The organism is Candidatus Nitrosotenuis uzonensis (genome assembly GCF_000723185.1).
GTDB classification, from domain to species: domain Archaea; phylum Thermoproteota; class Nitrososphaeria; order Nitrososphaerales; family Nitrosopumilaceae; genus Nitrosotenuis; species Nitrosotenuis uzonensis.
Map to the genome: position 1 here is coordinate 193,329 of NZ_CBTY010000011.1, position 13,648 is coordinate 206,976.

Consider the following 13,648-nt stretch of genomic DNA (forward strand, 5'->3'; position numbering starts at 1 on the left):
CCTCAGACTTTTGGATCCTATCCGTTCACCTACGGACGAGCTCAATCTGAGTATCCTCGTTTCGCCGCATATTATACGTCGAAATTATATTTAAGGAAGGGTTTGAATTTCACGTAGCGGCATATCCAGTAGGGAGACGCTTCTGGTCCTAACCTATCATCTTAATAGTGGGTATAGTCACCGTGTAATTCGTTCTCAAGTTTCTCGATAATGTCCATTTGTCCGCCCTTGTTATCTATGCTAACCAAAAGCAAATGTGCATCACCAAGCGGCATGGTGACTCGCCTTAGCTTATCGTATACTGCAAGCACATACCTTCCTTTCCCTATCTTGTGTGCAAGCTTTGCCCTGATCTTCCAAGAATTCACCGAGTACTTTAGCGATTCTTGGGTTTCTTCCTCTGTAAGTAGATTTGTTACATCCCTTCTTTTTGCAGAACAGACAACATTTGCATTCATATCGCATATTCGTGCGTGCCTGATATTTTCGTCAAGATCCATTATCCTATCCAACAGATGCTCAAAATCCATTTGGCAGTATTCTATGGTCAAAATTTGTTAAAAAGATTCTCATTTTACTTTAGTGATTCTAGAATATCTAGATCAAACTCCAAATGGCCGTTCTTTTTTATCGATCTGAGTAGACCATGAATGCTACGTATCAATAGTCATCCTCTAGCAGCATCCAAGTAAGGCCTATCAGATCCTTGCCTGTTATGGTTACATTGGTTGGTAAGTCAAGACGTGTTCCTGAAGCATTTGCGCCCTTTTTTACTGGTGATGCTTTGACCAGATTCTTTGCAGGCTCGGGCTGCCCTTTTACGATTTGTATGGTTGACATGCATTGAGTTACGTATGCAATTATATCATAATGTACCCCGCTTTGCGGCATGCCTTCTTGCAAGTCTACGATGAAAATTTGAATAGAGGACAGACTCAAAATAGACCATGAATGTAGAGGTACTGCAAAGGAGCATACGGGGCAGGGTTTTCTCGGACAGGCAAACACTTGAAAACTATTCGGTAGATTCTAGCCTATATCAGATAAGACCTTCTCTCGTGGTTGTTCCAAAAACAATCAAAGACATAATCAAGACGCTATTGTTTGCAACTAAAAACAAACTTTCAGTAACTCCACGTGGGGGTGGCACGGGGCTGGTCGGAAGTGCTCTCAACAGCGGAATAATAATTGACTTGCGTAACCTTGATAGAATTAGGATTTTTCAAAATCATGTGGAAGTCGGAGCTGGTGTCCACAAAGGAAGATTAGATCAAATTCTGGAAAAACACGGAAAATTTCTTGGACCCAATCCATCGGTTGGACCGTATTGTACAATAGGAGGCATGATTGGAACTAACGCCAGCGGAAGTAGGTCTCTTAAATATGGCAGCACGATAGACAATCTTCTTGAAGTTACAATGATAACGGCAAGCGGCAAGATGCTTAAGCTTCCATCAAGAACAAGACTTGCGCAATCAGTAGTCAAACTGGCAAGGCAGGTTGACAGACAAAAATATCCTCAAGTATCAAAAAATTCATGCGGATACAGACTTGATGCTGTTTCCAATATCTCGGAAACCCAAAAAATAATTGCTGCATCAGAAGGGACTCTTGGAATTGTTGTATCTGCAAAACTGCGTATATATGATCTTCCAAAGAAAAGAATACTTGTCATCTTAGGATATGAATCCATAAAAGAAGCAGCTATTGACTGCCAGAAAATCGTAAAGCTTAGACCATCTGCTCTAGAATTTGTCGATCATAACACAATGAAGAATATTACAGCCAGATTTCCACATGAAATAAAATGCCTCTTGTATGTAGAGTTTGATGCCAATACAGGAAGGAATGTTTCCTTGTTATCAAATATAATAGCAGGACAAATTCTTTACAAGTTTAGCGACAAAAAATCCATAGCAAAATGGTGGACAGCCAGAAATTCGGCATTATATTTTAGCCTGAAAAATCTTCTTTCCAGCAAAACACTTCCTCATATAATTGAGGATGCTACGGTTCCCCTGCATAGTCTAGCTGACCTTCTATTGCTTGCAGAAAAAACAGCAAGAAGATATGGCGTCAGATTGGTAATGTATGGTCATGCAGGAAATGGGAATATCCACATACGTCTTGCATCCAAAAACAAATGCAAAAAAACTATCAACACCATTGCCAAAGAGTTCTTTACTCAGGTCATAACCATGAAAGGGACCATAACTGGCGAGCACGGTGATGGCATCGCCCGCACAAAATTCGTTAGAATGCAATATGGACACAGGACATACGAGCTATTTTACAAACTTAAAAACGAGTTTGATCCGCACAACCTGTTAAACCCACAGAAAATAGTTCTGGCAAGACATTCTAGGGGTAGACAGCAACTTCTTCTTTGAAGTTTGGCAGGCCATACGTACATTCAATTGAACAGTATCTTGTATCAGTCGGCATACCAATCAAAGGCCTTCCACAGGCTCTACATTTGCTTTCCATAATTGAGATCCTGACCGTAAATCTATAACCTGTTATGATTCTGAAATGAACAGACAACCAAACTGGGATAATATCTATCTCACAAGGCCAAAAATTATGCCAATAGTGGAAAAGACACTTCCTATTTGTTCTAAAATACCCTGTTCGGTCTTTTCTACAATCTGCTCACGCATTTCTGGCTCCGGCTCGTATTCAATTAAAACGGGTTCTTCTATTTGTTCTGCAATTTGCGCCTTGACCATGATTGTCTCTGATTGTTTGGATTGCGCTCTTTCCAGATTGGTCAGTGTCACAGAATAGTTGGGGTCTATAGCAAGAACCTTTCTGTACGTTGAAATCGCATCATCAACACTGCCAAGGTGCATTAGCAAATTTGCCTTGTTATTAAGAGCTGGTATGAACTTTGGATCAATTTCCAATGCGGCATCATAATATGCAATTGCATTACTGTATTGACCAAGCTTTGCAAGAGCAGAACCTTTGTTTGAGTAAATCTCCGCTCGATTTGGAGTGATTAGGAGAGCAGCATCAAAATAAGATATTGCCTGCTCATACTTACATAACCTCATCAATGCAGGACCCATGCCGTCATAGTACACCAAGGAGTCTCTGAATTCACTCGTATCACAGTTCAGCGTGATCTCATTTAGCATCTTGCCTAACTCTTCATCATGAACAGTTAGATTGTCGGCATATCTGAAATCATCCTCAATTCCAACATCTGACTTGTGCTCTGTAGGTTTGGTTTCTGAAGGTATGGGGCGGGTGATTTCTTTTCCATCTTTGTTTGAAATTGGTTCGGTTTCGGTTTTTGGAGTATTTTCCGGTACTTGTTTATCGGCATTACTTACAGTTTCATTAGATGACGGCTTATCGTTTTGCACTGGGATATCTGCATTCATTGCTGTCTCAAGAAAGTCAAATGTGGTGACCAGTTTTGTATTTGCATAATGTGCCTTGACAGAATACGTGCCAAAAGTTTTGAAGTTGATTCCACTCTTTGCCAAAAATTTGGCTGAAAAATTCAAATTCTGGTCTATCTCTGCGGTGTAAAAGCTGGCAGGAGAACCGTCTGGATTGTAAATGCCCACAAGCACAGTTGGTTCTGCAATAGCAGATACCGTTCCAGTGATCATAATGAATTCATCAGTATGGTATGAATTCTTATCTGCTTTCAGGCTTGTTACCTCAGGTATTATCTTTGAAGGTGGTAATACTGGCTCATTATTAGTCTGATCTGAAAATACCTCAAAAACAGTAAATGCACTGTTCTTGCCATAATCTACCGTAATCAGATAAATGCCTGTCTTGTCATAAAAAGGAGAATCAAGCGTAACTATTCTAGTAAACGTGCCATCGTTTTCTATTTCTACATTGTTTGCAGACAGAATGTCTCCGTCTGGATCAAATATGCTCATTGCAATAACTGGCATTTTCCAGTTCGGCACATGTCCTGAAATTATCATCACATCACCTGTAAAATATGCCTCTGCGTCAGTTTCTAGTGTTATGATCTCTTCGGCAAATACTGGAACCGTAACAAACAGTATTGGCATCAATACTAGAATTGAAGGTAGTAGCTGCCCTCTCCTAGGGTCCAATTCAGCTTCGCATGGCTGCTATTTTGTATTTAACAATCTCGTAGGAATTGTACTTGCTTTTTTTATATGATTGAAACAAATAATCAAACATAAGTGACCTCATAGTGGATATAGGTGCTATTGCGAATTCGTAAAGCAAAGACGAGCGATAAAGAATCAATATTGAAATTTTGTCAAGACACATTTTCTTGGGGTGACTATATCCCATCCGTCTGGGATGCGTGGTTAAAGGATGGAGGATTGACCGTAATTGAAAATGATAACGAGCCGCTGGGCATGTGTCACCATGATTTCCTAAAAAATCAAATCTGGATTGAAGGATTGCGAGTAAATCCTAGTTTTAGGCGCAGAGGCCTTGCAAGCAGGCTCGTAAGATACTCTGAAAAAATTGCCAAACGTAGAAACTGCACTGTGTCACGGATGCTAATAGCACAAGAAAATAGAAAATCTCTAAAGATGGCAAAATCCCTTGGATACATAATTGAGAGCAGATGGTGGCTGTACTATGCTAAACCTAGAAAAAGAAAATCTAAAGCAATCACAGTCTCAAATCCAACTTGCGTGAAAGAATTTGCTTTTCAGACGTTTACAGAATCTTGGAGATGGTACGAGCTTGACCGGCACATAATAAGACGACTTGTCAGAAATGGAAGAATAATTGCATACAAAAATGCAATTGGAATATGGAACAAATCTAATATTGATGATTGCATAGTGCAGCTTGGATATCTGCAAGGCACAACATCTGCAATACAGGAAATTATCAAATTTATTCAAAATAAAGGATATCTTCTGAAAGCAAGAAAAATCCAAATACTTGTTTCAGATCCTGTTGATCTTAGAGCAAAGACTGTCAATAAAATGATGCCATTTTATCTTTTGAAGAAAGATTTACTTTGAAACTCCCTCACAGGCCTCAATAAACCATTTTGGAAGATCTTTTTTCTGGTAATAGATCATCCTCTCGGCCTTGGAATCTAGTACATAAGTTGTGGCGTAATCTTGCATGTGTCTGACGCTTCTGCCTGCCATCTGCAAAAGACGATATGCGGATTTTAGAAAGTATCTACGGTGGTCTGACTCTGAATCATATATCTTCTTCATACGTAGGTCGTCTACTGTTGGATAGTATGGAGCTTTTACAATGATCTGAAATCTGCTGTCGTCATCTGGAAGGTTCACACCAGATTCTAGTCCAGGTGAGATGAGAACGGAGTTTTTTGAGCTTTTATGCGATTCCAGTATCTCATATTTGTCCTGACCCCTAAAAATCGGTAAAAGTCTTTTTTTATTCTCATCTGAGATGTTTTGCAATATGTGCTCCATTTGAGAGTAACTTGTAAGCAAAATCACTCCACGCTGCTCTGATCTTATTTTCAAAATAGCCTCAATTTGTGATATAATGCTGTTTGAGAGAGCATCTGATGCCTCAACATAGTCTGTCTTCAAAAATATGATCTTCCTGTTCTGAATAGGGATATTGGAATCCTCATCGATAAAATATACTTCATTTTCCTTAAATCCAGTCTCCTTGCAAAAAAGCTCAAGATTAATTGTCGCCGACATGAACACTGTCAAATCAAAACCGGATGTGAGATCTTCAATAAACCAATCTATCTTCCATGGCTTTATTGTCACTTCATCAAAGTTATGCGATTTATCATCTTTTGATTGAATATCTGTTATGATATAATTCTGGTCTGATGAATGCAGTCCTTTTTGTAATGTTTTTATTTTTGTAGAATAATTTTTCAAATCATTCAAAACAAAATGGTTTACAAATCTATGATCGTTTTTACAACTTACATGATCTTTGCATTTTAAAAATTCCTTGCTTTTTATGTATTCCCGAACCTTAGAACAGCTTGCACAATCAGTTTTCATTTTCAAACCGTGTTTTAAGCAGCTTGCGTGTTTTTTGATATGCTGCTCTGATTGCAATTCTAATGTGTGTTCCGCACATACTTTTATGATGGCCTCACGCATCTTGTAGCTCTCGGAAATAGAATCTACATAATTTTTAATCGATTCTAGTCTTGACGTGGTTGAAAATTTTGGCATGTCGACTCCAAGTATGGCACCATAAAACCCGGAAAGATTTATCGCAAGCTGGTTTGATATCTCTTCATCAAGCTCATGAGCCTCATCGCATACAAGCAGCTTCCTTTTTGGCATCTCTTCATCAGATAAAAGATGGGATAGGTACGATGCGTACGAATACACTGCAAAACTAGCCCTCTTGCCGATTTCTATTTGGTCGTAATATTGACACTTTCTTGGCATATCATGGCCCTGGATTGTCTCTGCTATAGTACCTCGTCTTTGTACAGTATATGCGTCAGATTCCGGTTTGTATTGACAATCATTACAATATCCTTGAGTACAGTCAAAGACACGATTTGACTGTTCGCACAAAAACCGCTTCTTACCACGTATCGTGTTGACAAAACCAAACTCTTTTCTGTACTGATCCTGTAAGAGTACAGTAGACGTAAGAATTGTGGCAGATCTAAAATATAATGCGAGGGCCATGGCAATCCAGGATTTCCCAGTTCCGGTAGGGGCCGATAGTAGTATCTTTTTGTAACCAAGTCCAATTGCGTATTGGATTTTTTTGATTACATCGCGTTGTTTTTGAGTAGGTTCTTTTCCAACAAACTCTCCTACCAAATCCAACGCTTCATTGAGCGAAATAGGTTCTCTTACTTTTCTCAAATTGACTTCTCGTGGACTTGTGCTGGTTCGTATTCTATTTCCAGCAGAATCAAACTGCAATGATGAGTGGCAAAAATGATTTCCTTATATTTGTAGACTGAATGAATTCAAGCTAACCAAAGCTTAGCGTTCATTCAATAAAGATATTGATATCAAACTACTCCGTATCGAAATCATGAAAGCAAAATTTGCAACCTCATGCATAGCATGCGGAGACAAGATTTCACCTGGCAAAGAGATCGCTAAAAATGAACAGGGCAAGTGGGTTCACAAACACTGTGCACCGGAAGATGAGCTTCTATAAGCTATTCTCTGACTATTTTTGATGCTAATCATTTTATTGGAATAATGCATATGTTATGCGTTGATTGAAAATGAAAACACGTGGTTAAAGGCAATACAAAATAAGACAACTGACGAATTTCATAAAAAATTCGATCAAGCACTCGAATCATTAAAAAATGAGCTTGGAAAAACATACCCGCTTATAATCAACGGCAAAGAGATTAAATTCGATCAAACGTTCGAAGTGCGTTCACCATCAGATACATCAATCATACTAGGAAAATTCCCACTCGCAACCAAAGAACATGCGGATCAGGCAATTCTTGCGGCAAAAGAGGCATTTCATTCATGGAGCCAGACCCATTACACAGAACGTGTCAAATTATTCTTCCAATTAGCTGACAATTTCTCCGCACAAAAATTCCGTCTTGCGGCAATCATATCAATGGAAAACGGCAAGAACAGACTGGAGGCTATGGGTGAGATTGACGAAACAATCGACTTTCTACGATTTTATGCTGATCAACTTGACACAAATCAAGGCTTTGTAAAACCCACAAAAAGCGCAAATCCCAACGAGAAAACTCAGTCAGTTCTAAAGCCTTACGGCGTATGGGGGATAATTCCCCCATTTAATTTCCCGTCTGCAATTGCGATAGGCATGAGCAGTGGAGCTCTGATCACTGCAAATACAGTTGTACTCAAACCTGCAAGCGATACACCAATCTCGGCATTCCAATTTGTTGATGCAATATATAGAAAAATCCCTGCAGGCGCAATTAATCTGGTAACAGGCAAAGGAAATATTGTCGGACAAGCTATAATTGAAAACCCAGATGTTTCTGGAATTGCATTTACGGGTTCAAAAGAGGTTGGCATTTCTGGATTCAGAACATTTACACGTGATTTGCCAAAACCATTCATTTCTGAGATGGGCGGTAAGAATCCTGTTATAGTTACAAACTCGGCAGATCTTGAAAAAGCTACAGACGGCGTCCTGCGTGCTGCGTTCGGATATGGCGGTCAAAAATGTAGCGCCTGCTCAAGAGTGTATGTGGAAAAAAATATCGCAAACCAATTTTTAGAAAGACTAGTCTCAAAAACAAAGCAACTCAAAATAGGACTGCCATGGGAGAAGGATACCTATCTTGGACCTGTAATTAACGAGAATGCAAGAAAAAAATATGAAAAGGCAGTTGAAGAGGCAAAAAAAGATGGCAAGATAGTTTTCGGCGGCTCAGTGCTAAAAGATGGGCAATACCAACGTGGGTATTACGTGCAGCCAACCATTGTAACAGATCTTCCAAAAAACCACCATCTGATAAAAGAAGAACTGTTCCTGCCGTTCCTATGCGTTCAGGAATTTGAGAACTTTGATGATGCAATCAAGCAAGCAAACGATTCGGAATATGGACTCACTGCCGGCATATTCAGCCAAGACAAAAAACAGATCGACGAGTTCTTTTCAAAGATTGAGGCAGGTGTAACATATGCGAACAGGGCACAGAGCGCAACTACAGGGGCTGTAGTGCAAGCGCAACCATTTGTAGGATGGAAGAGCTCCGGCATTTCTGGCAAGGGTGCGGGAGGAGCGTACTATTTGACACAATTTCTGCGTGAGCAGACACAAACCATCTGCAACGAAACATAATTTGGTTTAATTTCAATTTAATCAAACCTCTTATAGATTTTCATTAGTAATTGATCAGATGACATATACGCAAACCTTAACTGTCAACTGGGAGCCTCGGTTGTATTGAACATCAAAATATTGATAGGAGTAATTACTGCAATAGCTGTAGCAGGAATATTGGGAATATACATTGCGTTAAGCCCGTCGAATCAACCTCAAACTCCGTACACAATACCGCCACAGATCTTCGATGAGCCAAAGATCGTATCCATTGATGACACACAACAGGTAAGAAAATTCGAGTCTTACGACGAGCTAACAAAATTCCTTCAGAGTGCGCAATCTCTTAACAATCAATACGCCATTTATGAAAGTCCCGTTCACGGAGGTATTGTAAGGACTGGATCACAATGGAACAGTGGCGTCCAGATGGAGCTTGACTCGCAGCTAACACCCAGACCATCCCTTCCTCCACATGATGCAAATGCTCCGAGCCGAGCTGACTTTCCATCATATTCGACCACTAACATCCAAGTCCAAAACGTGGATGAGCCAGATTTTCTAAAAAATGATGACAAATATGCATACATCGTATCTGGAGATAAACTGACAATAATCGAAGCATATCCAGCAGAATCTGCAAAAATCATCCTCAAAATAGGACTTGATATTCCGCAAGGACAGTCACTTCAGAATATCTTCCTAAACAAGGACAGACTGGTGGTATTTTATCAAGATTATAAGGAAACAGAGTATATTCCGGAATATGGATTTACCCCTACCAAAATTTACGCATCACTCTCACATGCAGTAATAATAGATGTGACTGACAAAGAAAACCCCAAAATCCTAAAAGATTACTCTATCACTGGCTATTATAACAATGCACGAATGATTGGTGATAGTGTCTATCTGATTACTACAAACGACGTCAATTATCCAAGACCAATCGTACCACTAATACGCGAAAGTTCCGGCATAATGATTACACCCGACGTGTTTTATTTTGATAATCCAGAACAATACTATAACTTTAACACAATTACTGCTTTTGGCATATTCAACGAGACAATAAATGCGGAGACCTTCCTTATGAGTGGCGCAGGAACAATCTATGTCTCGGAGAGCAACATATACATCACATATCAGAAGAACATTCCATACAACTACTACAGAACCCTAGAACAAGACAGGTTCTTTAATGCCATAGTTCCTGCACTTCCGCAAGACGCACAAAATAAAATCAAGGCTGTCATGGCAGATTCCACATTAACACACCAAGAAAAATGGAATCGCGTATCTGATATTCTGCAAGAAACATACAACAAATTGTCATCATCGGACAGATCATCTCTTTTTGAAAAAATCCAAAATGCGATAAATGACTATGATACAAAAGTGCAACAGGATACATTCAAGACAGTAGTACATAAAATTGCAATAGATGGCACAAACCTCACTTATGTTGCAAAAGCGGAAGTTCCTGGCAGACTACTCAACCAGTTCTCAATGGATGAATCTGGCAACAGGTTCAGGATTGCCACAACTTCAGAATTCTGGGGCACCCGCAATTACATGTACAACAATGTGTACGTACTTGATGCCAATCTAAGACAAGTGGGAGCACTTGAAAAGATTGCACCTGACGAATCAATCTATTCTACCAGATTCATGAATGATAGGCTCTACATGGTAACATTCAAGAGAATCGATCCGTTCTTTGTAATAGATCTCTCAACAGATTCACCCAAGGTGCTTGGGGAACTAAAGATTCCTGGTTACTCTAACTACTTGCATCCATACGACCAGAATCATGTAATAGGAATAGGCAAGGAAACAAAGGAAAACCAGCACGGTGGAATCGAGACGCTTGGAGTTAAAATCTCATTATTTGACGTAACAGATGTCAGACGTCCAGTCGAACTTGATGTTGTTACTATAGGAAAACAAGGAACCGACTCGGAAGTTCTCTCTGATCACAAGGCGCTTTTGTTTGACAAGGAAAAAGGTATACTCTCAATACCGATATGGGAACAGGAACATGATTACGCACCAAACAGGCAGTATGTGGAACCTAAAATATGGAGAGGCTTTTATGCATTCAACGTAAATACTGTAGACGGTTTTACATTAAAGGGGAAAATCACCCACTTTAACTCAACCGGCTATGATTACTATATGGGCAGCAGGTCATTTTACATTGGAGATGTTCTATACACTGTAAGCTCCAATCTAATGAAAATGAATGATTTGTCCGACATGCATGAAATCAATCAGCTGAAATTCAGGGACGAGGCAAAGATAATCCGCTACATAGACTAGATTTTTCAGATACCTAGTACTCATTATCTTCAGAACACCCATCTGAAGATCTACAGTTGATAAACATGAAGATGCTTTTATAGTAAATCGGCTGTTTTGCACTGTGTATTCGAATTTATCTCAGATGAATTTTGATCTGACACAAAAGCAAAAAGATCTTCTACAAAAAGTTGATCTTGCATGCAAGAAGATTCGTGACAATGAAGAGAAATCATACCTTGAAGAAAAACTAAACGAACTGGTAATCCCGGAATTTGCCAAGATTGGAATGTTGGGTTGTCCAATATCAAAAAAGTACGGAGGTCTTGGTTTTGATATCACAACGTACACGCTCGCTCTGGAAAGAATAGGAAGAGAAGGTAGCTCACTGAGAACGTTCTTTTCTGCACACATATCAATAGGCCAAATGGTCTTACAGGGATGGGGAAATGAGGAACAGAAAAAGCGTTATCTACCACATACGGTCTCTGGTAGGTCTGTAATGGGATTCGCTCTTACGGAACCGGAGGCAGGCAGCGATCCTGCATCACTACAAACAAAATTCGTAAAAAAGGGCGATAACTATATCTTGAAAGGAAAAAAGCATTGGGTCGGCAATGGAACGTTTGCCAAAGTGATAATAACTTTTGCAAAAGATAAAGACGGTAAGATATCCGCATTTCTAATTGATTCTGATTCTTCTGGCTTCATTGTAAAAGAGATGAAAAACAAGATGGGCCTGCTAACAGTAAAAAATGCCGAAATCACTTTGCAGGATTGCGTAGTTCCAAAAAATAACCTGCTTGGTAAACTTGGAGACGGGCTTAACATCGCCTTTTCTTCGCTTATTGATGGAAGATTGAGCGTGGCTGCAGGATCTCTGGGAGTTATGCGTGACTGCATGGATGAATCAATATCTTATGCAAAACAAAGACGGCAGCATGGCTCTGAGCTAGCAAAAAAACAGCTAATCCAGCAACATGTTGCAAAAATGGCAATAAACCTTGAAAGCGCAAGATGGCTCGTATACAAGGCTGCAGATTCGCGCCAAAAACTACACGATTATGTAGAACGATTCAAAGTCATAACAAAATCATGGTCTTCCAAACTCAACCGAAAAAATCTACAATATTCAACACTACGATCGAACGCTGACAACTTGGCGTCAATTGCCAAATTTCATGCAAGCAACGGTGCCTTTGATTCATCAAACCGAGCAGTACAAATATTTGGTTCCGAAGGATACAAAAAAACCACCCGAGTTACAAGACACTTTCTTGACTCAAGAGCAATAATAATCTATGAAGGTGCAAACGAGGTATTGGAAATGAAAATTGCACTTCATCAACTAGGAGACAAATATCGTTCTTACTAAATCACAGCGCACTACACGATTCATGTATTACTGATATTCCTTCGTTTACCTGCTCTTCATTGATTATGAGTGGGGGGATTATTCTGATAGCTTTCTGCCCTGCACCCAATGCCAATATACCGTGTCTGAACATACTCAGAAGTACTGCATCTCTCCTTTCCTTTGACTGGCATTCTATGCCTATCATCAAACCTATTCCACGAACATCCTCTATTCCATTTTTTCCACACAATTCAGAAATTCCGTTTTTTAAAACTGTGCCCATCTTTATCGCATTTTCTAACAGTTTTTCCTTTTCTATTACCTGTATCGTTTTTGCTCCTACTGCCATATCTATCCTGGCGCCTCCGCCCCACGTGCTTGATATGACGCCTTTTTCAGTGGGTTCTAATTCCACTCGGAATCCGGTTGCACCAACCTGTAGAGCTTTTGCCATACTCATTATGTCTGGTTCTACACCATAGTGTTCAAAAGCCCACCATTTGCCAGTATGCCCTAAACCTGACTGTACCTCATCTAGGATGAGTGGTACGCCATATTTTGTAGCAAGCTTTCGTAGATTCTGAATGAATTTTTTTGAAGCGATCGAATACCCACCTTCCCCCTGAACCGTTTCACTTATGATGAAAGCCACCTTATTCTCTTTTAGAATATTTTCTGCAGAATTGATTTCAGGATCGTCATCTGTTATACAAAATTTTATTCTCAACACGGGAAGCTCAGGGAAGTTCGTTTTCTGTACTGGCTTGCTTGAAGTAAACGTCAGGGCGCCAAGCGTTCTTCCATGGAATGCATTTTTACAAGATACACCGGGAAGCGGACCCATCTTGCGGTATGCGATTTTTATCGAGTTTTCAACTGCCTCAGCTCCACTGTTTATCAAAAACACTTTGAAACCTCTAGGCAGGATTGATACTAATCTCTCTGCTAATGCAGCGTGCTCTTCCGAGTAAAAATCTTGTCCTGCAATCTTATGGGCTCCATTATTAGAGTATTCTTTTAGAACCTGTAGAATCTCTGGGTGAGAGTATCCTAAAGGACAAGAGCCCACATTTGATGTAAAATCTAGGAACTCGTTGCCGTCTACATCTTCAATAACGCAGTCATGACCACCCTTTATCACTAGTGGATAGACAAAAGTTGAATCATACGTGTGCTTTTTTGTAATCTCGATAATCCTTGATGCTTTCGGTCCGGGCGGGGCAATCCTAATGTGGTGTTTCACATAGTATTGTACACTTTATCGAATAA

General features: G+C 39.8%; 11 protein-coding genes. 6 read left to right on the forward strand and 5 right to left on the reverse strand.

The genetic code is table 11. The features are described 5' to 3' along the window. Positions 1-161 precede the first annotated feature (161 nt). Positions 162-530, reverse strand: a complete 369-nt coding sequence (locus NITUZ_RS09330; RefSeq protein ID WP_052370160.1) for a hypothetical protein — start codon at positions 528-530, stop codon at positions 162-164. 130 nt (positions 531-660) lie between these two features. Beyond that, positions 661-891: a hypothetical protein gene (locus tag NITUZ_RS09335; protein WP_155991578.1), complete on the reverse strand. Its 231-nt coding sequence runs from the start codon at positions 889-891 to the stop codon at positions 661-663. 56 nt (positions 892-947) lie between these two features. Here NITUZ_RS09335 and NITUZ_RS09340 point away from each other — a divergent pair, with 56 nt between their 5' ends. Beyond that, complete coding sequence (locus tag NITUZ_RS09340) at positions 948-2,390, forward strand: FAD-binding oxidoreductase (RefSeq protein WP_048197314.1); 1,443 nt, start codon at positions 948-950, stop codon at positions 2,388-2,390. 171 nt (positions 2,391-2,561) lie between these two features. Here the strand turns inward: NITUZ_RS09340 and NITUZ_RS09345 are convergent, their stop codons facing one another. Next, entirely contained in the window at positions 2,562-4,088 is a 1,527-nt protein-coding gene (locus tag NITUZ_RS09345; protein WP_155991581.1) for a tetratricopeptide repeat protein, read from the reverse strand. A 114-nt stretch (positions 4,089-4,202) separates the two neighbouring features. Between NITUZ_RS09345 and NITUZ_RS09350 the strand changes: the two genes are divergently transcribed. Continuing rightward, the gene (locus NITUZ_RS09350) at positions 4,203-4,988 is read left to right on the forward strand and encodes a GNAT family N-acetyltransferase (RefSeq protein ID WP_081844933.1); all 786 of its coding nucleotides are present in this window, start codon (positions 4,203-4,205) and stop codon (positions 4,986-4,988) included. Here the strand turns inward: NITUZ_RS09350 and NITUZ_RS09355 are convergent. Next, positions 4,980-6,803 carry a helicase C-terminal domain-containing protein gene (locus NITUZ_RS09355; protein WP_177309498.1) on the reverse strand — a complete coding sequence of 608 codons (1,824 nt, stop codon included), beginning with the start codon at positions 6,801-6,803 and terminating at the stop codon, positions 4,980-4,982. The two genes, NITUZ_RS09350 and NITUZ_RS09355, sit on opposite strands and share 9 nt — an antisense overlap. Positions 6,804-6,978: 175 nt before the next feature. On the opposite strand from NITUZ_RS09355, the gene NITUZ_RS10375 reads away from it, so the two are divergent. The 4 genes from NITUZ_RS10375 to NITUZ_RS09370 all read left to right on the forward strand — a co-directional run bounded on the left by NITUZ_RS10375 (position 6,979) and on the right by NITUZ_RS09370 (position 12,397). After that, complete coding sequence (locus NITUZ_RS10375; protein ID WP_275040831.1) at positions 6,979-7,107, forward strand: hypothetical protein; 129 nt, start codon at positions 6,979-6,981, stop codon at positions 7,105-7,107. Between the two features lie 60 nt (positions 7,108-7,167). Beyond that, complete coding sequence (locus NITUZ_RS09360; RefSeq protein ID WP_048197317.1) at positions 7,168-8,739, forward strand: L-glutamate gamma-semialdehyde dehydrogenase; 1,572 nt, start codon at positions 7,168-7,170, stop codon at positions 8,737-8,739. Positions 8,740-8,844: 105 nt separating this feature from the next. Further along, complete coding sequence (locus NITUZ_RS09365; protein WP_048197318.1) at positions 8,845-11,043, forward strand: beta-propeller domain-containing protein; 2,199 nt, start codon at positions 8,845-8,847, stop codon at positions 11,041-11,043. A gap of 124 nt (positions 11,044-11,167) precedes the next feature. Beyond that, positions 11,168-12,397 (forward strand): acyl-CoA dehydrogenase family protein, encoded by a 1,230-nt coding sequence (locus NITUZ_RS09370; protein WP_048197319.1) that lies wholly within the window; start codon positions 11,168-11,170, stop codon positions 12,395-12,397. Position 12,398: 1 nt separating this feature from the next. Here NITUZ_RS09370 and NITUZ_RS09375 read toward each other — a convergent pair whose 3' ends face one another. Beyond that, positions 12,399-13,622, reverse strand: coding sequence for an aminotransferase class III-fold pyridoxal phosphate-dependent enzyme (locus NITUZ_RS09375; protein WP_048197320.1), 1,224 nt, complete (start codon positions 13,620-13,622; stop codon positions 12,399-12,401). Between the last annotated feature and the right edge of the window lie 26 nt (positions 13,623-13,648).